This window comes from Citreicella sp. C3M06 (genome assembly GCF_018860705.1).
Lineage (GTDB): Bacteria > Pseudomonadota > Alphaproteobacteria > Rhodobacterales > Rhodobacteraceae > Salipiger.
The window spans coordinates 40,733-60,887 of the sequence record NZ_JAHKQA010000078.1; the positions used below are offsets into that span (position 1 = coordinate 40,733).

General features: G+C 63.3%; 17 protein-coding genes. 12 read left to right on the forward strand and 5 right to left on the reverse strand.

The genetic code is table 11. The features are described from left to right. Positions 1-49: 49 nt before the first annotated feature. Both KO516_RS18550 and KO516_RS18555 read right to left on the reverse strand, forming a co-directional pair. Positions 50-316 (reverse strand): hypothetical protein, encoded by a 267-nt coding sequence (locus KO516_RS18550; RefSeq protein ID WP_216005279.1) that lies wholly within the window; start codon positions 314-316, stop codon positions 50-52. 157 nt (positions 317-473) lie between these two features. Further along, the gene (locus tag KO516_RS18555; protein ID WP_216005280.1) at positions 474-1,166 is read right to left on the reverse strand and encodes a GntR family transcriptional regulator; all 693 of its coding nucleotides are present in this window, start codon (positions 1,164-1,166) and stop codon (positions 474-476) included. A gap of 221 nt (positions 1,167-1,387) precedes the next feature. On the opposite strand from KO516_RS18555, the gene KO516_RS18560 reads away from it, so the two are divergent. The 7 genes from KO516_RS18560 (at position 1,388) to KO516_RS18590 (ending at position 10,147) form a co-directional block, all read left to right on the forward strand. Beyond that, a complete protein-coding gene (locus tag KO516_RS18560; RefSeq protein WP_216005281.1) occupies positions 1,388-2,485 on the forward strand; it encodes an ABC transporter ATP-binding protein in 1,098 nt (365 codons plus the stop codon). After that, positions 2,482-3,477 carry a sugar ABC transporter permease gene (locus tag KO516_RS18565; protein ID WP_216005282.1) on the forward strand — a complete coding sequence of 332 codons (996 nt, stop codon included), beginning with the start codon at positions 2,482-2,484 and terminating at the stop codon, positions 3,475-3,477. The genes KO516_RS18560 and KO516_RS18565 overlap by 4 nt, the downstream gene beginning before the upstream one ends. A 4-nt stretch (positions 3,478-3,481) precedes the next feature. Beyond that, on the forward strand, positions 3,482-4,363 hold the full coding sequence (locus tag KO516_RS18570; RefSeq protein ID WP_216005283.1) for a carbohydrate ABC transporter permease: 882 nt from the start codon (positions 3,482-3,484) through the stop codon (positions 4,361-4,363). A 29-nt stretch (positions 4,364-4,392) separates the two neighbouring features. Then, positions 4,393-5,937: an extracellular solute-binding protein gene (locus tag KO516_RS18575; RefSeq protein ID WP_252737707.1), complete on the forward strand. Its 1,545-nt coding sequence runs from the start codon at positions 4,393-4,395 to the stop codon at positions 5,935-5,937. A 119-nt stretch (positions 5,938-6,056) separates the two neighbouring features. Next, positions 6,057-8,363 carry a heparinase II/III family protein gene (locus KO516_RS18580; protein ID WP_216005284.1) on the forward strand — a complete coding sequence of 769 codons (2,307 nt, stop codon included), beginning with the start codon at positions 6,057-6,059 and terminating at the stop codon, positions 8,361-8,363. 51 nt (positions 8,364-8,414) lie between these two features. Beyond that, positions 8,415-9,158: an SDR family NAD(P)-dependent oxidoreductase gene (locus tag KO516_RS18585; protein WP_216005285.1), complete on the forward strand. Its 744-nt coding sequence runs from the start codon at positions 8,415-8,417 to the stop codon at positions 9,156-9,158. 77 nt (positions 9,159-9,235) lie between these two features. After that, positions 9,236-10,147 carry a sugar kinase gene (locus KO516_RS18590; protein ID WP_216005286.1) on the forward strand — a complete coding sequence of 304 codons (912 nt, stop codon included), beginning with the start codon at positions 9,236-9,238 and terminating at the stop codon, positions 10,145-10,147. 29 nt (positions 10,148-10,176) lie between these two features. On the opposite strand, the gene KO516_RS18595 is transcribed toward KO516_RS18590, so the two are convergent. Further along, on the reverse strand, positions 10,177-10,770 hold the full coding sequence (locus KO516_RS18595; protein WP_216005287.1) for a TetR/AcrR family transcriptional regulator: 594 nt from the start codon (positions 10,768-10,770) through the stop codon (positions 10,177-10,179). A gap of 143 nt (positions 10,771-10,913) precedes the next feature. Here KO516_RS18595 and KO516_RS18600 point away from each other — a divergent pair, with 143 nt between their 5' ends. Both KO516_RS18600 and KO516_RS18605 read left to right on the forward strand, forming a co-directional pair. Continuing rightward, positions 10,914-11,477, forward strand: coding sequence for a carboxymuconolactone decarboxylase family protein (locus KO516_RS18600; protein ID WP_216005288.1), 564 nt, complete (start codon positions 10,914-10,916; stop codon positions 11,475-11,477). 349 nt (positions 11,478-11,826) lie between these two features. Further along, positions 11,827-12,516, forward strand: a complete 690-nt coding sequence (locus KO516_RS18605; RefSeq protein ID WP_216005289.1) for a GntR family transcriptional regulator — start codon at positions 11,827-11,829, stop codon at positions 12,514-12,516. Between the two features lie 368 nt (positions 12,517-12,884). Here KO516_RS18605 and KO516_RS18610 read toward each other — a convergent pair whose 3' ends face one another. Next, a complete protein-coding gene (locus tag KO516_RS18610) occupies positions 12,885-13,331 on the reverse strand; it encodes an Lrp/AsnC family transcriptional regulator (protein WP_216005290.1) in 447 nt (148 codons plus the stop codon). Positions 13,332-13,462: 131 nt separating this feature from the next. On the opposite strand from KO516_RS18610, the gene KO516_RS18615 reads away from it, so the two are divergent. The 3 genes from KO516_RS18615 (at position 13,463) to KO516_RS18625 (ending at position 16,563) form a co-directional block, all read left to right on the forward strand. Continuing rightward, the gene (locus KO516_RS18615) at positions 13,463-14,524 is read left to right on the forward strand and encodes an ornithine cyclodeaminase (protein ID WP_216005291.1); all 1,062 of its coding nucleotides are present in this window, start codon (positions 13,463-13,465) and stop codon (positions 14,522-14,524) included. A gap of 137 nt (positions 14,525-14,661) precedes the next feature. Continuing rightward, positions 14,662-15,684 (forward strand): tRNA dihydrouridine(20/20a) synthase DusA, encoded by a 1,023-nt coding sequence (gene dusA / locus KO516_RS18620; RefSeq protein ID WP_371742106.1) that lies wholly within the window; start codon positions 14,662-14,664, stop codon positions 15,682-15,684. Positions 15,685-15,741: 57 nt separating this feature from the next. Further along, positions 15,742-16,563: a sulfite exporter TauE/SafE family protein gene (locus KO516_RS18625; protein WP_216005292.1), complete on the forward strand. Its 822-nt coding sequence runs from the start codon at positions 15,742-15,744 to the stop codon at positions 16,561-16,563. Between the two features lie 34 nt (positions 16,564-16,597). Here the strand turns inward: KO516_RS18625 and KO516_RS18630 are convergent, their stop codons facing one another. After that, on the reverse strand, positions 16,598-19,663 hold the full coding sequence (locus KO516_RS18630; protein ID WP_216005293.1) for a valine--tRNA ligase: 3,066 nt from the start codon (positions 19,661-19,663) through the stop codon (positions 16,598-16,600). Positions 19,664-20,155: the final 492 nt, after the last annotated feature.

The following is a 20,155-nucleotide window of genomic DNA, read 5'->3' on the forward strand; positions in this document are numbered from 1 at the left end:
GCTTTCGCGCGGGATGGGGGCCGCCTTCGGGCGATCCCCGACACTGCTGTTATCTGGCGTTGCGGATCATGTCGGTTTGGCCCCGGTCCGATCCAGGGTGCCTGCAAAGACCTGATCGAGGGCGCCGGGTCGCTTGAATCCTGTTGCCGGTGTTTTCGCTCAGGTTCGTGGCAAGGCTCTGCTTGGCGATGGCGGCGGGGGCATCCCCCATGTGGATGGCCCGGCCGTGCAACTCTGGAGCCTGCGCGCCGCCGGGAGCCGGTCCAAGAGCCACCGCGGCGGCAGCGAATCGCTTCGCGAGGATGATATCGGTCATGCATTTCCTCCCAGAAGGGCAGGGCGCTTCTCTCCCAGCGCCACGTCCATGGAAGGCATCATGTTGGTATGCAATCTGGGATACAAGTTGTTTTTTTTGCGAGAGGCGGAAAACTTACCCCGATCGCAACGTCCACTATCGCGGGATGCGGCGTGGCTTAGGCGTCATCGGTGAAATAGGCAGCGCTGTTGATCTGGATGGCTGCGATGGTTTCATCCAGTCGCGACAGGTGGCGCATTCCGGCGGCGACCGCGGCCTCGGCATCATGCGCCTTGATGGCGGCGGCGATGTCCTCGTGATCCTGAATCAGCTGCGGCATCCGGCGTTCCTTTGACAGGCCAAGGATGCACAGGCGGTCGACCTTTTCCTTTTCCTCTTTGATGATGTCAAAGGCAAAGGGCACCTGACCGATCTCGCAGATCGCCTTGTGAAAGGCGTAGTCCAGTGCGCCAAATCCGGAATAATCCTCATTGGCCAAAGCTTTGTGTTGCATGGCAATGCGCGAGTCCAATTCGAACCCGCCGGCCTTGTCACACAGCTCTGCCGCCTTGCGTAGGGCTGCGGCCTCGACCGCGGCGCGCACGAACCGGCTTTTCTCGATGGCGCGCATGGAGAATTTCTTGACCTCGGTCGCCTTCTTGGGGCGTACGAGGATCAGGTCCATGGTTTCCAGCCGGCGGAAGGCGTCCCGCACCGGCTGGCGCGACACGCCGAACTGCGATGCGATGTCGGTCTCCGAGATCCGCGTGCCGGGCAGCAGGCGCAGCGACGTGATCTCGCGGTACAGGTGATCGACGATATCGTCGACGCTGTTGCGGCGGCTGGCGGTCAGGCTGGCGGTCTTCGTCATACGGTTCCCCTTTGAGCGTTCCCCCATAACCGAGGACGCGTTTCAATTCCAGCTTGGGGCGGGAAGGGGCGCCGGACGTGGTGGCGCAGATACGCGTTGATCCGAAAGTACTGGTATCCCAACTTGGATACAAGACTTGACTTTGTGCCGATTCGCCGCCACCAATCAGGCAGGACCTGCGGCCTCGACCGACCCGAGGCTCGCTTTTTAGGGAGGAGCACATGGCCGGAGTCAGCCTCGACGGTATCGTCAAGAGCTATGGCGCGTTGCGCGTTGTTCATGGCATCGAACTCGACGTTGCAGAGGGCGAATTCGTCGTCCTCGTTGGGCCTTCGGGCTGCGGGAAATCCACCACGCTGCGCATGATCGCAGGGCTGGAGGAGATCAGCGACGGCACGTTGACCATCGATGGGCGGCGGGTAAATCGGGTGGCACCAAAAGACCGCGACGTGGCCATGGTGTTCCAGAATTACGCGCTGTACCCGCATCTGAACGTGGCGGAGAACATCGCCTTCGGCCTGCGCATCCGCAAGGAACCCAAGGACCGGATTGCCGAATCCGTCGACGAGGTCGCGGCCATCCTCGGCCTGACCGATTACCTTGAACGGCGCCCCGCCGATCTGTCTGGCGGTCAGCGCCAGCGCGTCGCCATGGGCCGCGCCATCGTGCGCCGCCCCAAGGTGTTCCTGTTCGACGAGCCACTGTCGAACCTCGACGCCAAGCTGCGCAGCCAGATGCGCGCCGAGATCAAGCGGTTGCACAACCGGCTGGGCGTGACTTCGATCTACGTGACCCATGATCAGGTCGAGGCGATGACCCTTGCCGACCGCATCGTGGTGATGAGCGAGGGGCGGATCGAGCAGGTCGGCACGCCGATGGATCTGTTCCTGAACCCGGTGAACACCTTTGTCGCGGGGTTCCTTGGTTCGCCGCCGATGAACATGGTGAATGCGGTTGTCGCGGTCAGGGATGGCATGGCCCATGCGGACTTCCATGGCCAGAGCCTGCCGCTGCCGTCGCTGCCGGGGCTGGAACCGGGGCGCAAGGTGATCCTTGGCATCCGGCCCGAGTTTGCCACGCTGGCCGCCACCGGCGTCGCCGTCGAGATCGATCTGGTGGAAACGCTGGGCTCGGAGGCGCTGATCCATGCCACGTTGGGCGGCGAGCCATTCGTCATCCGGCACGAGACCATCGGCCATGTGCCAGCCTCGACCGGACACGCGCATTTCGCCGTGCAACCGGGCCTGCTGCGCGTCTTTGATGCGGAGACCGGCATGGCGCTGCCCGGCCAGACCACGGCGGTGGAGCAGGCGGCATGACCCATACCCCTGAAATCGAAGGCAACCGCACCGAAGAGCTGGTGCTTCAGGCCCGCGAGGCACAGCGCAACCGCGCAGCCTCGCGCATCCAGCGTGTCGGCGACCACCTGAAGCGCGAATGGCAGCTGTACCTGCTGCTGCTGCCGACCATCATCTGGCTGCTCGTCTTCCTCTACAAGCCGATGTACGGGCTTCAGATCGCGTTCAAGGATTACTCGATCTTTCGGGGCATCGAAGGCAGCCCGTGGGTCGGGCTGGAACATTTCCAGACCCTGTTCGGCAATGACCAGTTCCTGCGCGCGCTGAAGAATACCGTCATCATCAGCGCCTACGGGTTGCTGTTCGGCTTCCCGGTTCCGATCCTGCTGGCGCTGATGTTCAACGAGGTGCTCAACGCCTGGTTCAAGCGCGTGGCGCAGACCATCGTCTATCTGCCGCATTTCATCAGCTCGGTGATCATCGCGGGCATCGTCATCACGGCGTTTTCACCATCCGCGGGGATCGTGAACACCATCCTCGGCTGGTTCGGGGTCGATCCGATCTATTTCCTGACAAAGGCCGAATGGTTCCGCCCGATCTTCATCGGCACCGGGGTCTGGCAAGAGGCGGGCTTTCAGTCGATCGTCTACCTTGCGGCCATCGCCGGGGTGTCGCCGACGCTGTACGAAAGCGCCGTGGTCGACGGGGCCAGCCGCTGGCAGATGATGTGGAAGATCACTGTGCCATGCATCCTGCCGACGATCATCATCATGCTGATCATCCGCATCGGCAACATCCTCGAAGTCGGATTCGAGATGATCATCCTGCTGTACCAGCCCGCCACCTACGAGACGGCGGATGTGGTGAACACCTTCATCTACCGGCAGGGCATCCAGGGCGGGCAATACGACCTTGCCGGCGCGGCGGGCCTGTTCAACGCGGTGGTGGCCTTTGTGCTCGTGATCTCCGCCAACATGATTTCAAAGCGCTTCTCGCGCACATCGTTGTGGTGACGCCATGAACAACCTCAATCTCTACTCGCGTGGCGATCGCCTCTTTGTCATCGTCAACATGATCCTGATCGGCCTGTTCGCCCTTTCGACCCTGTATCCGTTCATCTACATTGCCTCGCTGTCGCTGAGTTCAGGCTTCGAGGCGCGCGCCGGAAACGTCGTGCTGACCCCGGTCGGCTGGACCATCGAGGCCTACAAGCGGGTGCTGTCCGAACCGATGTTCTGGATCAGCTACAAGAACACCTTTGTCTACACGGTGTTCGGCACGCTGATGAGCCTAGCGTTTATCATTCCCGGTGCCTACGCGCTGTCGCGCCCGCAGCTTTACGGGCGGCGGTTCTGGAACCTGATGGTGGCGTTTACCATGTGGTTCCACGCCGGGATGATCCCGTTCTTCCTGAACATGCGGGACCTTGGCCTGCTCGACAGCTACTTCGGCATCATCATCGGCTTCGCGGTCAGCGGCTTCAACATCATCCTGCTGCGCAACTTCTTCGAAGGCATTCCGCAAAGCTTCGAAGAGGCGGCGCGGATGGACGGGGCCAGCGAATTTCAGGTGCTGTGGAAGGTCTTTGTTCCGCTGTCGAAACCGGCCATCGCCACCGTCGCGTTGTTCTGCATCGTGTCGCGCTGGAACGGCTTCTTCTGGGCGATGATCCTGCTTCAGAACGAAGACAAGATCCCGCTTCAGGTCTACCTGCGCCAGACCATTGCGGAACTGACCGACGATCAGGAATTCGCCTCGACCCTGCTGACCGCGAACTACAGCGTGGAAACGGTCAGCGCCGCGATCATCGTCTGCTCGATCATCCCGATCCTGCTTATCTACCCGTTTTTGCAGAAATACTTCAGCAAGGGCATTCTTCTCGGAGGAGTGAAGGAATGACCTGTGTACACCCCAAGGGAGGACTTGGAATGCGTATCACCAAACTGACGGCCATGGCTCTGGCCAGCACGATCCTGACCGCGCCGGCATGGGCCGAGGACGATCTGACCATCGTCAGCGACCCGCTCGAGCTGACCATCCACATGCACTGGCCCCGCAGTCAGGGCTACCAAGAGGATTACCCGGTCGAACTTGCCGCGCGCGAGATGACCGGCATCCATCTCAAGGACGCCACCTCGGGCAAGAACACCAAGGACAATTACGAGGCGATGAACCTGTTGCTGGCCACGGGCAAGCTGCCGGACATCGTGGGCGGCAACCGCATCCAGCAGCCGGTGAACCAATACGGCCCGGAAGGCGCGTTCCTTGCGCTCGACGATCTGATCGAAGAGCACGCACCGAACATCAAGGCGTTCTTCGACGAGCGCCCGGAGTTGCGTCAGGCGATTTCGGCCTTTGACGGCAAGATGTATTACATCCCCTATCTGCCCGATGGCAAATTCGGCCGGGCCTGGTACATCCGTCAGGATTGGCTCGACAAGCTGGGGCTGGAGCAGCCCGACACCGTCGATGAGCTTTACACGGTGCTGACCGCGTTCCGCAACGACGACCCCAATGGCAATGGCAAGAAGGACGAGATCCCCTATTTCGCCCGCGACTGGGAAGAGGTGCTGCGTCTGCTGACGCTGTGGGATGCGCGCTCTTCTGGGTCCGACACGTATCACGATTTCTACGTCAAGGATGGGAAGGTCGTGCACCCCTACGCGCAGGAGGCCTATCGTGACGGGATCGCCAATATCGCCAAATGGTACGCCGAAGGTCTGATCGACCCCGAAGTGTTCACCCGCGGCTCTTCGGCGCGCGAGTATCTTCTGTCTGAAAATCTGGGCGGCGTAACACATGACTGGTTCGCCTCGACCTCTGGCTACAATACGGCGCTGGCCGAAAAGATCCCCGGGTTTGATTTTGCGCCGTTCCTGCCGCCGAAATCTGCGGGCGGCGTGCGCATGGAAGAACACCGTCGCACCCCGATCAAGCCGGATGGCTGGGCGATTTCCTATTCCAACGAACACCCGGTCGAGACCATCAAGTATTTCGACTTCTGGTTCACCGAAACGGGCCGCCTGCTGTCCAACTTCGGCGTCGAGGGCGAGACATGGAACATGATCGACGGCGAGCCGGTGTTCACCGATGCGGTGCTCAACAGCGACACGCCGGTCAACACCCAGATGTACACCGTGGGGGCGCAGATCTATCGCGGCTACTGGATGGATTACCGCTACGAATGGCAGTGGACAGCCCCCGCCGCCCGCGAAGGCATCGAACTGTATGATGCCAATGATCTGCTGGTCGACCAGTTCCTCGGCGTTGCCTTCGACAAGGGCGAGCAGGCGGTCTTTGACAAGTACTGGCCGAGCCTTCTGTCTTACATGCTGGAACGTCAGCAGGCCTGGATCCTCGGCTCTGGCGACGTCAAGGCAGACTGGGACGATTACATGTCGACCCTCGATAAGATGGGGCTGGAAAAGGTTCTGGATGCGATGAATTCGGCCTATGCCCGCCAGTACGGCTGAACGCACAAAGGCCGCTCTTTTGACCATGCGTCACCAGAGCGGTCCGGCGGGCGCGGGACTCCTCCTCCCTCCGCGCCCGCAGCTTGTCTGACCCACATATCCAATTCGAAAGAACCCCCATGTCCGGCACCTCTCTTCCCACGCTCGACGAACCCCGCGCCGGTCGGCTGACGATCCATTACGCGCCCGAGGCACATGCCGTGATCGCCGAGAACCCGCCGCGGTTCACCTGGCTGCCGGTGATCGAGGACGAAGCGCGCTACCTGCTGCGCATCACCCCTGCCGACGGAGCGCCGCAGACCTTCGGCCCGATCCGCTGGAACATGTTCACCCCCGATGCGGCGCTGCCGCCGGGCGATTATACTTGGGCCTTTGCCGCCTGTGACGAGGCGGGCAAACAGGCAACGACCTGGTCGCAGGAACGCGCCTTTTTCCTCGCCGAAGGGCTGCCGGAAACGCCGCTGCCCGCGCGCAAGGATCGCTTTGCAAAGGCCGACATGGCGCACCCGCGCCTGTGGCTCGGCCCCGACCGGCTGGCCGCGTTCAAGGCGGCGGTGGCGGCGGACCCAAGCCATTGCGGCTGGGATGTCTTCCTGAAGAAATCCGTGCTGCCGTGGATGGACCGCCCGGTGATGACGGAACCCGCCGGCTACCCCAACCACCAGCGCACCCCGCCGGTCTGGCGCCAGACCTACATCGACCTGCAAGAGGCGTGGTACGCCATCCGCCATCTCGCCATCGGCGGCGCAGTGCTGGATGACGCGGCAATGACCAATCGCGCCAAGGAATGGCTGCTGGAGCTGGCCAGCTGGGACCCGATGGGCATGACCAGCCGCGCCTATACCGACGAATGGGCCTATCGCGTGAACAACGCGCTGGCCTGGGGTTATGACTGGCTGCATGGCGCACTGTCCGAAGACGAGCGCGCCACCGTGCGCGGCGCGCTGCTGGCACGCACCCGCGACATCGCCGAACACGCGATGATCAACGCCAAGATCCACCTGTTCCCCTATGACAGCCACGCCGTGCGCTCGGTCTCGCTGACCATCATTCCGGCCTGCATCGCGCTGCTGGGCGATGACGCCGATGACGAGGCCCGTGAATGGCTCGATTACTGCGTCGAATTCCTGTTCACCGTCTATTCGCCCTGGGGCGACAGCGACGGCGGCTGGGCCGAGGGCACGAATTACTGGATGATGGGCATCGCCTATCTGATCGACGCGGCCAACCGGCTGAAATCCTTCAGCGGCATCGATCTTTACAAGCGCCCGTTCTTTCAGAACACCGGGGATTTCCCGCTGTTCTGCAAGGCTCCCGACACCCGCCGCGCCACCTTTGGCGATGACAGCACGCAGGGCGAGCTTCCGGGGATCAAGACTGGGCTCAACATGCGCCAGTTTGCCGGGGTCACCGGCAACGGGGCGTACCAGTGGTATTGCGAGGAAAACCTCAGGCTGAACCCCGGCACCGAAGGCGCGTTCTACAACTGGGGCTGGTGGGACACCAATTTTGACGAAATGGCCTTTCGCACCGATTACCCCGAGGTCGAGGCGACCCCGCCCGAAGGCGGTATGCGACACTTTCGCGGCATCGGCTGGGTCGGCGTGCAGCACGCCATGGCGGACCCGGACGAGCACATCCAGTTCGTGTTCAAATCCTCGCCCTTTGGCTCGGTCAGCCACAGCCACGGCGATCAGAACGCCTTCTGCCTGTCGGCTTACGGCGAGGATCTGGCGATCCAGTCGGGCTATTACGTCGCCTTTGGCTCGACCATGCACCGCAACTGGCGGCGCCAGACCCGATCGAAGAACGCCATCCTGATCAACGGCAAGGGCCAATACGCCGAAAAGGACAAGGCCCGCGCCATGGCCGCCACCGGGCGTATCCTCGCAGCAGAGCAGCACGAGGATCACGTATTCATCCACGGCGATGCCACGGCGGCCTATCAAAGCCTGTCGCCCGAGGTGACCCGCGCCGAACGCGAGGTGTATTTCGTTCGCAACAGCTACTTTGTCATCGTCGACAAGGTGGATGCTTCGGAGCCGGTCACGGTGGATTGGCTGCTGCACGCCAACAACCGCTATGATCTGGGGCAGACATCGTTCCGCAACACCGGCCAGCGCGCCGGGTTCTACGGACAGGTCGTCTGGTCCGAGGCCGGCAAGCCCGAGATCACCCAGACCACCGATTTCCCCGATGTCGACCCGAAGGATTACGAAGGGCTGCCCGTCAGCACCTTCCTGACCGCCCGCTATCCGGCGGCGACGCGGCACCGCATCGCCACCTTGCTGGTGCCTTATCGCCTTGAAGCGCCCAAGCGGATCTTTCACTTTGTCGACGATCAGGGCTATGACGCCGACCTTTACTTCACAGACGCGGACGAGAACGCCTTCCGGGTGGTTCTCAAAAAGCTGGCCAACACCTGAGACAACGCCGGACCTCTCCGGCAAAACCCAATCTACAAGAAGGAAGATACCATGCGATTCAAGGGACAAACTGCCATCGTGACCGGCGGTGGCCGTGACATCGGCGCCGCCTGCGCCATCAAGCTGGCGGCCGAGGGCGCAAATGTCGTCATCAACTATTTCTCCTCTGCCGAAGGCGCGCAGAAGGTCGTGGCGCATATCGAGGCGCAGGGCGGCAAAGCCATCGCCGTGCAAGGCGATCTGAACGATCCGGAGCAGGTGAAAAAGCTGGTACAGACCGCCGTCGACACCTTTGGCGGGCTGCATGTACTGGTCAACAACTCGGGCGGTCTGATCGCGCGCAAGACCATCCGCGAGATGGATCTGGAGCATTGGAACAAGGTGATGGAGCTGAACCTGACCAGCGTCTTCCTGATGACCAAAGCGGCGCTCGAGCATATGGACGAAGGCGCGATCGTCAACCTCGCCAGCCAGGCCGGGCGTGACGGCGGCGGCGCGGGCGCTGCGGCCTATGCGGCCTCCAAGGGCGCGGTGATGACCCTGACCCGTGGCCTTGCCAAGGAACTGGGGCCGAAAATCCGCGTCAATGCGCTGTGCCCCGGCATGATCGACACCGATTTCCACAACATCTTTACCCCCGATCAGGCGCGCCGTGGCTACGAAGCCGCCGCCCCGGCAAAGCGTCAGGGCACCTCCGAAGATGTCGCCAACGCGGTGGCCTTCCTCGCCTCGTCCGACAGCGCATTCCTGACCGGCGTGAACGTCGACATCAACGGCGGCGTGCTGTTCAGCTAAGGCGCGCGCGTCTTACCTCAAAGCCCCGCCCGGTTGCCTCTGGTCGCCGGGCGGGGCCCCACCCAGGGATTCACGCAATGCGCTTCATTTCCATTGGCGAATGCATGGTCGAACTGGCCCCCGATGCCGCCGGGCAGGTGATGCAGGGATTTGCCGGAGACACGTTCAACACGCTCTGGTACCTGCGGCGCCTTCGACCGGATGTGGACTGCGGCTATCATACCTGCGTCGGGCAGGATGCACTGTCGGGCAGGTTCCTCGATATGCTGCGGGCCGAAGGCATCGACACAGATTACGTGCACCGTCGCAGCGACCGGACCATGGGCCTCTACATGATCGCGCTGAAAGACGGCGAGCGCAGTTTTTCCTACTGGCGCGAGACATCCGCCGCGCGCAAGCTGGCAGAGAACCGGGGCCGCCTGCGCCGCACCATGGCGAGGGCGGACATGGTGTATTTCTCTGGCATCACGCTGGCGATCCTGTCAGAGCCCGCCCGCCTGCGCCTGTTCGAGGCGATCGACAGCGCCCGCAGGCAGGGAGCGCGGGTTGCCTTTGATCCGAACCTGCGTCCCGCGCTGTGGCGCAGCCCGGCCGAGATGCGGCGCTGGATCATGCTGGGCGCGGACCATTCGGACATCGTGCTGCCGTCCTTCGAGGACGAGCAGGACCATTTCGCCGATGCCAGCCCGGCGGCGACGCTGGCGCGCTATGCAGAGGCGCGCACGGTGGTGGTCAAGAATGGCCCCGGCGCGATCCATTGGCGCGAGGGCGGCGAGAGCGGGCAGGTGGCGCCCGTGCCAAGCGCGCAGCCCGTCGACACCACCGCTGCGGGCGACAGTTTCAACGCCGGGTTTTTCGCCACCGACCAGCTGTCCCTGCCGATGGACAGCCGCCTGACCCTCGCGGCACGTGTGGCGGGCAGGGTGATCGCGCAGCGCGGTGCGCTGGTGCCGGTGACGATGGAAGACATCCTGTCCAGCGCTGCCTGACCGGCTTTGGCGTTGGGCGTATGCCTGTCTCAGGCGGCAGCCGCGCGGCCAATCTCATCGGCGAGGTCATGGCAAAGGTCGCGCATCCGGTCCGGATCCGTCTCGCGCTGCGCCTGTACCTTCAGCCCGAAGATATAGGTCTGTACCCGCCGCGCCAGCCGCCCGGTGTCGCAGGTTTCGGGCAACGTGCCCTTGCGCTGGGCATCATTCAGGGCGGCGGCGATCAGCGTCTCGACCCGGTCCAGATGCGCGGTGATGAAATCGCGCAGCTCGTCCTCTTGCGGGGCTTCCAGCAGGGATTTCACAAGCATGCAGGCGGTTGAGGGCCGATCGCACGGGGCAATCACCGCCAGCGAGCGCAGATGCGTCTGTAGCGCCTCAAGCGGCGTCGGGCTGGCGGCGATCAACGCCTCGAGCTCTGCGCTCATGCGCGCGGCGTAGCGATCCAGCGTGGCGCGAAACAGCGCCTCCTTGCTTTTGAAGGCGGCGTAGATCGACCCCGGCTTCATCTGCAACCGCGCCTCCAGATCCTTGAGCGACGTGGCATGATAGCCCTTCGTCCAGAAAAGGTTCATCGCCGTCTCAAGCGCGGCGTTGCGGTCATAGGATGCGGTACGTGCCATGGCGGCAGATTAGGGGGGATGCGCGGTTCCATGCAATGGCTTCACGATAACGTTTGAGCGATCACTCAAGAAAATACTTGAGCAATCGCTCAAGAATGTACAGGTTGCAGTCATCCGCAAACGCAAACGCAAGGACTGCTTTCATGACCAAGTTCGCAAAGCTCGACGAAACCACCGCTCCCGCCGCCGCCGTGCCGCTGATCGAAAAATCCAAAGCTGCCTTTGGTCGCCTGCCCGGGCTGCATGCCGTGATGTCGCGCTCGCCGGCGCTGCTTGATGGCTATCAGGTGCTGCACCGCCTGTTCGCCGAAGGAACCTCGTTTGATGCCGAGGAAAAGACCGTGGTCTGGCAGACCATCAACGTTTACCACGCCTGCCATTACTGCGTGCCCGCCCATACCGGGATCGCCAAGATGATGAAGGTCGATGACGCCATCAGCAACGCCCTGCGCGACGAAACCCCGCTTCCGACCGCCAAGCTCGAGGCGCTGCGGACCTTCACGCTGGCGATGACCGACAGCCGGGGCAACCTGACGGACGCGCAGCTGGAGGCCTTCTACGCCGCTGGCTACACCGAGCAGAGCGTTCTGGATATCGTGCTTGGCATCGCCCAGAAGGTGATGAGCAACTACACCAACCACCTCGCGGACACGCCGGTCGATGCGCCGATGCAGCAGTTCGCATGGACCCCCGTGTCAGAGCGCTGAGACCTGCGGGCGGGGGGCAACCCCCGCCCATCGCGGTCAGAACACTGGCCGCACCTGCCTTTGCCATTTGGCGTCTTGCCCTTGCCGCGCTGCCAAGGCGACGCGCCGCTCGCTGTCCCGGCAGGGTTTGCTGCCTGCGCCGCCAGAGATTGCCGCAGAGCTGCGCAGCCGTAACTCTGGCCGCATTCTGATTGTCTCGGCGGCAGCGCATTGTATTCTGATCTGGCCAGTATCGGATACGATTTCTTGGTTATTTGGCGCGTATCGCCGCCATCCGATGCTATTGTCTCCAGTTGACGGAAGAGTTGTACCCGATATGACGGGGCAGATTTTTACGGGCAGAGCGGACATGAGCGACAACAAGACCACCCTGACCGACGCAGTGCATGACCTGCTGCGCAAGGCAATCATCGAGCAAGCGCTGAAGCCCGGAATGCGCCTGCCCGAAGACACGGTGGGCGAACAGTTCGGCGTCAGCCGCACCATCGTGCGCCACGCTCTGGTCAGGCTCGAAAATCAGGGCCTCGTTGTGACCCGTCGCAATCGCGGCGCTTTTGTCGCCGAACCCTCGAAGGAAGAGGCGCAGCATGTCTTTGCCGTGCGCCGTTGCCTCGAGAAGGAAGTTGTTCGCATTCTGTGTCAGGGCATGGCGCAAAGCGGATACGATCAGCTTGAGGCACATCTGCGCCGTGAGCACAGCGTCAACGGCAAGAACGGCCCGGTCTCCATCCGTCTGGCGGGCGAGTTTCACATGCTTCTGGCAGAGCTTACCGGCAATGACGTGCTGGCGCGCTTCGTTGGCGATGTGGTCCTGCGCTGTTCTCTCATCATGTCGCTTTATGCCCGAAGCCATTCCTCCGACTGCGCCGTTGACGAACATTCGCAGATCATCGAGGCGATCTGGGAGGGCGATGCCCCGCGCGCCATCGAGATCATGGAGCACCATCTTGGCGCCGTCGCGAACAGGGCAGAGCTTTCCTCCAAACCGGAGAACATCAAGGCGATCCTGTCGCACTACGGCAGGGACCTCGCGCAATAGCCCCAGACGCCGCCTGCCACGCGTTTGATTTTGCAATGCTCTCGGCGAGCGAGGCCTGCAAAGTCCTGATCGGGCGAATCCTCAGGCCCTGTCGACGACCGCAGCAGGTTTCGCCCATAGCGTCGGCCAGCTTGAAAAGGCGGGTCGAACAGCGGCGCCGGGGTCAAATCTCGCCTGCCCGCGCAATGCGCAGATGCTCGCTGCCTTTGAATGTGGCCGCGCCCTTGGCATCTCGATCAGTTCGGCGCGATCGCTCCAGCCTGGACGCCATCGGGCCAACGCCCATGGCGTGGGAGGTGATCGAGCGCATCGCGCAAGGGGCGTCAGGACCCGCGCGATCTGCAACCCCGGTCCGGTTGGGGATAGGATCAGACGCTTGACAGGAAAATGCTGGTTTCGCTGTTCAACACCCCCTCGACCACCCGCACTTCGCGCAGCACCCGGTCGAAATCGGCAAGGCTGTCCACCATGATTTCTGCGATCAGGTCCCATTTGCCGCTGGTTGTGTGCAGGGCGGTCAGTTCGGGCAGGCGGCGCAGCTTGTTGATGACCTGCGTGGTGTTGCGCCCCGACACCTCGATCATCATCACCGCGCGGATGTGGCTGGTATCGTAATCGTCGCGCACCCGCGCGGTGAACCCCAGCAGCGCGCCCGAGGCCAACAGCCGGTCAAGCCGGGCCTGCACCGTGCCGCGCGACACCCCCATGATCTCGGCCAGCTTGGACACCGGGGCGCGGCCATCCTGCCGCAACAGGCCGATGAGGGTGCGGTCGTGATCGTCGAAGATATGCTTGGCGGCGTTCGGCTTTGACATGCTGTTCCTGCAATTTGCGCAATTCTCACTGGCATATTGTGTGGTAAATAGGACATTTCACAGCAGTTTCGCCATATTCCTTGCAATCCTTATAGCGGATAATCGCAGACATGTCCCCTGCGAGGTATGCCATGTCCGCTCCCCAGCCCTCCAAGCTGGCCTTTGTGCCCTTTGTCAGCGTCGCAAACATGCTGCGCCTGATCCATCACATCGGCATCGAAAACATGCTGTCCGGCATCGCCGCCTATATCGAAGCCGACTTCCGCCGCTGGGAGCTGTTCGACAAGACGCCGCGCGTGGCCTCGCATTCCGATGTGGGGGTGATCGAGCTGATGCCGACCTCGGATGGCCATGTCTACGGGTTCAAATATGTCAACGGTCACCCCAAGAACACCGCCGAGGGCCTGCAGACCGTGACCGCCTTTGGCCTGCTGGCCGAGGTCAGCACCGGCTATCCCGTGCTGTTGTCGGAAATGACCGTGCTGACGGCGCTGCGCACGGCGGCAACCTCGGCTCTGGTGGCGAAATACCTTGCGCCGAAGGGGGCCGACACCATGGCGCTGATCGGCAACGGCGCGCAGTCGGAATTTCAGGCCACCGCCTTTCGCGCCATCTGCGGCGTGAACAAGCTACGGCTTTTTGACATTGACCCGGGGGCGACGCGCAAGACCATCGCCAACCTTGCCGATCAGGGCTTCGAGATCACCGCCTGCGCCACTGCGCAAGAGGCGATTCTGGGGGCGCAGATCATCACGACCTGCACCGCCGACAAGCAATATGCCACGATCCTGACCGACAACATGGTTGGCGCGGGCGTGCACATCAACGCCATTGGTGGCGACTGCCCGGGCAAGACCGAGCTGCACAAGGATATTCTCAGCCGCGCCGATGTCTTCGTCGAATATCCGCCCCAGACCCGCATCGAAGGCGAGATCCAGCAGATGCCCGAAGATTTCCCCGTCACCGAGATGTGGCAGGTGATCACCGGCGCGGCGCAGGGCCGTCGCGACGCGCGCCAGATCACTCTGTTCGACGGCGTCGGCTTTGCAACCGAGGATTTCTCGGCCCTGCGTTATCTGCGCGATCAACTGACCGAGACCGGCTTGTTCGAGCAACTCGACCTGATCGCCGATCCGGACGATCCGCGCGACCTGTTCGGCATGGTACGCCGCGCCGCAGCGCCGGGCGCATGACCTGTCGCTCTTCGGTACCTTGATTTCACCGTAATCCCCCGCGCGGCCATTCAACATTTCGGGTTTGGCGTAACATTGGGTTGCACCGGGGTCGAAAACAGGGACAAACGGGCCCCGAACCGAGGGGCGCGGAAACGATGAGCGAGCTTGTAAAGCCAATGAACGAAGGCAACCTAGACATTGTCCGCGCCGCTCGCCTGAGCGTCGCCCCGATGATGGACTGGACAGACCGCCATTGCCGCTATCTGCACCGGCTGCTCAGCGCGCACACGCTGCTCTATACCGAGATGGTGACCGCTCCGGCGCTGGTGCGCGGTGGGGCGCTGCGCCTGCTCGACTTTTCGCCGCAAGAGCATCCGGTGGCGCTTCAGCTGGGCGGATCGGATCCGGTCGAGCTGGCGCAGGCGGCGCGGTTCGGGGCCGAGGCGGGCTATGATCAGGTTGATCTCAATTGCGGCTGCCCGTCCGACCGCGTGCAATCGGGAACTTTCGGCGCCATTCTCATGCGCTCGCCCGGGCTGGTCGCCGATTGCGTCGCCGCGATGTGCGCGGCGGTCGATATCGAGGTGACCGTCAAATGCCGCATCGGCGTCGATGATCAGGAACCGCGCGAGGTGCTGCCGGCGTTTCTCGATGCGGTGCGCGGGGCGGGGTGCCGGCGGGTGGTGATTCACGCCCGAAAGGCATGGCTCAAGGGCCTCAGCCCGAAAGAGAACCGCGATGTGCCGCCGCTCGACTACGATCTTGTCGTTGCGATGAAGCAAGCGTTTCCTGATTTGCACCTGTCAATCAACGGCGGCATCGACAGCCTCGATACCGCCGAGGCACTGTTGGCGCGGGGGCTCGATGGGGTGATGATCGGGCGGGCGGCCTATCATCAGCCGTGGGACATTCTTGCCGCCGCCGATGCGCGGATCTTCGGCGCTGAAAGGGCTCCGACCGCGCCCGAAGACATCGTGCGCCAGATGCTGCCCTATATCGAAGCCCACCTTGCGCAGGGGGGCCGGTTGCATCAGGTGACGCGCCACATGATGGGGCTGTTTGCCGGGCGTCCCGGCGCGCGCGGCTGGCGGCGCCTGCTGTCCGAAGAGGCAACCCGCGATGGCGCCGGGCCAGAGGTGGTGGAGCGCGCGCTTGAACGGGTGCCCGCCATCGCCTGAGCCTTGCAGCCAGCGGGGCAGGGGTCTAAGCGGCGCTGAACCTACGCGGAGACCCCGATGCCAGACCTTGCCACCCTTGTGCCCCTCGTGGGGCTTCTTGTTGTCAGTTCGGCCTTTGCAGGGCTGATCGCCGGGCTGCTGGGGGTTGGCGGCGGCATCGTGCTGGTGCCGGCCTTTCTGTTCACCTTCGAAACGCTGGGGTTTGCCTCGCCCGAACTGATGCAGATCTGCCTTGCGACGTCGCTCGCGACCATCATCATCACTTCGATGCGCTCGGTTGCGGCGCATCACCGCAAGGGCGCGGTGGATTGGGACATTCTGAAACGCTGGGCGCCGGGCATCGCCTTTGGCGCCATCGTCGGCGTGCTGACCGTGTCGCAGCTGGAGGCGGCGTTTCTCAAGGCGATGTTCGGCGTCATCGCCATCTTTATCGGGCTGTATTTCGCCTTTGGCAAACGCGACTGGCGGCTGGCGGCGCAGATGCCGGGGGCAGGGCTGCGCGAGGCGCTCGCCGCCACCATTGGCTTTCTGTCGGTGCTGATGGGCATTGGCGGTGGCAGCTTTGCGGTGCCGCTGATGACGCTGTGCTCGGTACCGATGCGCCGGGCGGTGGCGACGGCGGCGGGCTTTGGCCTGTCGATCGCGTTGCCCTCGGCGGTGGCGTTTTTCTTCGTGACCATCCCCGAGGCCGAGCGCCCGCCGCTGATGCTGGGCTCGGTCAACGTCGGGGCCTTTGTCATCGGCATTTCGATGACATTGATCACCGCACCGATCGGGGCAAAGCTGGCGCATTCGGTCGAGGAAAATACCCTGCGCCGGGTGTTTGCGGTGTTCATCCTTGCGGTGGCGCTGAACATGCTGCGCAAGTCGTTCTTTTGATGTGAAAACGCCGCCCCGAGGGGCGGCGTTTCAGTCAGCCGATCTCGGCGAGGCGGGCGAGCGCGTCCTTGAGCTGCGCCTCTTCCTCTTCGCGGGCGCGCAGGTTCTCCTGCGTTTCCTCGACAACCTCGGGCGGGGCGCTTTGTGCGAACTTGGGGTTCTTGAGCCGCCCGCGCAGCCCGCCCAGTTCCTTGCCAAGCTTGGTCAGCGCCTTTTCCAGCCGGGCCTTTTCCTCGGCCACGTCGATGATATCGGCCAGCGGCAGACCAAAGGTCGACCCGCCCACCGGAACGCTGATGCAGCCCTTGGGGAAGGCATCGACCGGGCTGAGGCTTTCCAGCCGCGCCAGTCGCTTGATCAGCGCCTCGTTGCGATCCCATGCGGCCTGCCCGGCGGCGTCCAGATCTGTCACCAGCACCGGCACATACAGGCCCACCGGCACATGCATCTGCGCCCGCGCCGAGCGCACGCCGTCGATCAGGGCGATGGCCCATGTCATTTCGGCGTCGGCATCCGCATCGAGCAGATCGGCGGAGGTGTAGGTCGGCCAGTCGCCATGCACCAGCATCTTGGACCGGGTGCCAAGCGTGGCCCACAGCTCTTCGGTGATGAAGGGCATGATGGGGTGCAACAGGATCAGGCACTGGTCGATGACCCAGGACATGGTCGCCTGCGTCTCAAGCTTGGCGCTGTCATCCTCGCCCTGAAGCAGCGGCTTGGAAAATTCCACGTACCAGTCGCAGACCACGCCCCAGACAAAGGCATAAAGCGCCTGCGCCGCGTCGTTGAACCGGTAATCGGCCAGTGCCGCGTCGACGGCTTCGCGCACCTTGGCGGTTTCGCCAAGGATCCACTTGTTCACGGTGGCCGAGGGCTGCGGCACGCCGCCGCCAAGGCCCACTGCGCCGTTCATCTCGGCAAAGCGGGCGGCATTCCACAGCTTGGTGCCAAAGTTGCGATAGCCCGCAATGCGCTGCATATCGAGCTTGAGCACACCGCCCAGAGAGGCCATCGCCGCATTGGTAAAGCGCAGCGCATCGGCACCGTATTCGTCGATGATATCGAGCGGGTCGACCACGTTGCCAAGCGATTTGGACATCTTCTTGCCCTTGGCGTCACGCACGAGGCCATGCAGGTAGACATCGTGGAACGGGATTTCATCGACCACGGCGAGCTGCATCATCATCATCCGCGCCACCCAGAAGAACAGGATGTCCTGCCCGGTCACCAGAACGCTGGTGGGGAAGTATTTCTCCAGCTCCGCCGTCTGCTCGGGCCAGCCAAGCGTGCCGATGGGCCAGAGCCCCGAGCTGAACCATGTATCCAGCACGTCGGGGTCGCGGAAGAACGGGATCGCCTGCGCGCGGCGGCGCTGATCGACGCCGGTGTAATCGGTGCCCTGCGAGAGCAGATCGGCGAGCATGTCTTCGGCAGCGGCGGCATCTTCGACCAGCAGGAAATCGGCGTCCTCGCCAAAGAAATCGTGCATCTGTGCCAGCGCATCCGCCTCGCTCGCTGCGCAGAACGAGCGCCATTCGCCGCCCAGACCCGGCGTATGCCAGACCGGAATCTGGTGCCCCCACCACAGCTGGCGGGAAATGCACCACGGCTCGATGTTCTCCAGCCAGTGGTAATAGGTCTTTTCGCCGCTTTCCGGCATGATCCGGACCTTGCCGGATTTCACGGCATCCAGCGCCGGGCCAACGATCTTGGCGGTGTCGACGAACCACTGGTCGGTCAGCATCGGCTCGATGACCACCTTGGAGCGATCGCCGAAGGGCTGCATGATCAGCTTGGACTCGACCAGCGGAACCTGTTCGGCCTCGCGGGTCTCGCCGCCTTCTTCCGGGGCCAGCGGCGCCTTGGCGGGCTTGCCCAGACGCGGATCGGTGGCATCGGTCATCACCGCCAGATTTTCGGCGGTGATCTCGGCGACCACCGCGGCGCGCGCCTCGGCCCGGTCGAGCCCGCGCAGGTGGTCGGGAACAAGGTTCAGCGCGTCGGCTTCGGCCTCGCTCAGGGTCAGATCGCCGGCGGCGACCTTCTGCGCGATCTCGGCACATTCGGCATAGGGCTTGCCATCGGCGCGCAGCGCGCCCCGTGTGTCGAGCAGGCGGTACATCGGGATGCCACCGCGCTTGGCGACCTGATAATCGTTGAAATCATGCGCGCCGGTGATCTTGACCGCGCCCGAGCCAAAGCTGGGATCGGGGTATTCATCGGTGATGATCGGGATTAGGCGGCGATGCTCTTTCGGCCCCACCGGGATTTCGCACAGCGTGCCGACGATCGCGGCATAGCGCTCATCGGACGGATGCACCGCAACCGCACCATCGCCCAGCATGGTTTCGGGGCGGGTGGTGGCGATCGAGATATAATCACGCTCTTCGCGGAAGAGGACGGTGCCGTCTTCGTCTTTTTCGACGTATTCATAGGTCGCGCCGCCCGCCAGCGGGTATTTGAAATGCCACATGTGGCCGGCAACTTCGATATTCTCGACCTCGAGATCGGAAATCGCGGTTTCGAAATGCGGGTCCCAGTTCACCAGCCGCTTGCCGCGGTAGATGAGCCCCTTGTTGTACATCTCGACAAAGACCTTGATCACCGCGTCGTGGAAATTGCCCTCTTCTCCGGCAGGGGCGCCTGTCGCGCCGCTCATGGTGAAAGCGTTGCGCGACCAGTCGCAGGACGCGCCCAGCCGTTTGAGCTGGTTGATGATCGTGTCGCCCGATTCCTGTTTCCAGTCCCAGACCTTGGCAAGGAACGCCTCGCGGCCCAGTTCGCGCCGGGACGGTTGATTTTCCTGCGCCAGCTTGCGCTCGACCACCATCTGCGTGGCGATGCCCGCGTGGTCCTGCCCCGGCTGCCAGAGCGTGTCGAAACCGCGCATCCGGTGCCAGCGGGTCAGGATATCCTGAAGCGTGTTGTTGAACGCATGCCCCATGTGCAACGAGCCGGTCACGTTTGGTGGCGGGATCATGATGCTGAAGCTCTCGTCGCGCGACGCGTTGGCGCCCGCCTTGAAAGCTCCGGCCTGTTCCCACGCCTCGTAGATCCGCGCCTCGGCGGCGGCTGCATCGAATGTCTTTTCCATCGCCATGGGTCGTCTTCCCGTGCCTGCATCTGGTGTCCCGCCTCCTCTACGCCAAGGCGGCGTCAGAGGGAAGGCCGCAGACCCCAGGTCGCGGTTTGTGCTGGTGGGCGATGGTCCGGGATGCCTGTCCTGCGATGCAGGGCGATGCAGAAAAGCAAACGGCGGCGCCCAGGGAGGAGGAGAGGACGCCGCCGTTCTATCGAATACCCCAGGGAGGAGGAGAGGGGCTTCGAGCACGTTGGGCCGCTGAGGCCCGATGTGGGGTTGCGGCGGTTCCTAGGGAGGAGGAGGGGAACCGCCGCGCTATCGAAGGCCCCAGGGAGGAGGAGAGGGGGCTCCGAATGCGTTGGGCCGCTGAGGCCCGATGTAGGGTTGCGACGGTTCCTAGGGAGGAGGAGGGGAACCGCCGCGCTATCGAAGGCCCCAGGGAGGAGGAGAGGGGGCTCCGAATGCGTTGGGCCGCTGAGGCCCGATGTAAGGTTGCGGCGGTTCCTAGGG

Coding starts and splice junctions, on each gene's coding strand:
- KO516_RS18550 (WP_216005279.1), bottom strand. CDS start 316: ATGACCGATATCATCCTCGCGAAGCGATTCGCTGCCGCCGCGGTGGCT.
- KO516_RS18555 (WP_216005280.1), bottom strand. CDS start 1,166: ATGACGAAGACCGCCAGCCTGACCGCCAGCCGCCGCAACAGCGTCGAC.
- KO516_RS18560 (WP_216005281.1), top strand. CDS start 1,388: ATGGCCGGAGTCAGCCTCGACGGTATCGTCAAGAGCTATGGCGCGTTG.
- KO516_RS18565 (WP_216005282.1), top strand. CDS start 2,482: ATGACCCATACCCCTGAAATCGAAGGCAACCGCACCGAAGAGCTGGTG.
- KO516_RS18570 (WP_216005283.1), top strand. CDS start 3,482: ATGAACAACCTCAATCTCTACTCGCGTGGCGATCGCCTCTTTGTCATC.
- KO516_RS18575 (WP_252737707.1), top strand. CDS start 4,393: ATGCGTATCACCAAACTGACGGCCATGGCTCTGGCCAGCACGATCCTG.
- KO516_RS18580 (WP_216005284.1), top strand. CDS start 6,057: ATGTCCGGCACCTCTCTTCCCACGCTCGACGAACCCCGCGCCGGTCGG.
- KO516_RS18585 (WP_216005285.1), top strand. CDS start 8,415: ATGCGATTCAAGGGACAAACTGCCATCGTGACCGGCGGTGGCCGTGAC.
- KO516_RS18590 (WP_216005286.1), top strand. CDS start 9,236: ATGCGCTTCATTTCCATTGGCGAATGCATGGTCGAACTGGCCCCCGAT.
- KO516_RS18595 (WP_216005287.1), bottom strand. CDS start 10,770: ATGGCACGTACCGCATCCTATGACCGCAACGCCGCGCTTGAGACGGCG.
- KO516_RS18600 (WP_216005288.1), top strand. CDS start 10,914: ATGACCAAGTTCGCAAAGCTCGACGAAACCACCGCTCCCGCCGCCGCC.
- KO516_RS18605 (WP_216005289.1), top strand. CDS start 11,827: ATGAGCGACAACAAGACCACCCTGACCGACGCAGTGCATGACCTGCTG.
- KO516_RS18610 (WP_216005290.1), bottom strand. CDS start 13,331: ATGTCAAAGCCGAACGCCGCCAAGCATATCTTCGACGATCACGACCGC.
- KO516_RS18615 (WP_216005291.1), top strand. CDS start 13,463: ATGTCCGCTCCCCAGCCCTCCAAGCTGGCCTTTGTGCCCTTTGTCAGC.
- dusA (WP_371742106.1), top strand. CDS start 14,662: ATGAGCGAGCTTGTAAAGCCAATGAACGAAGGCAACCTAGACATTGTC.
- KO516_RS18625 (WP_216005292.1), top strand. CDS start 15,742: ATGCCAGACCTTGCCACCCTTGTGCCCCTCGTGGGGCTTCTTGTTGTC.
- KO516_RS18630 (WP_216005293.1), bottom strand. CDS start 19,663: ATGGCGATGGAAAAGACATTCGATGCAGCCGCCGCCGAGGCGCGGATC.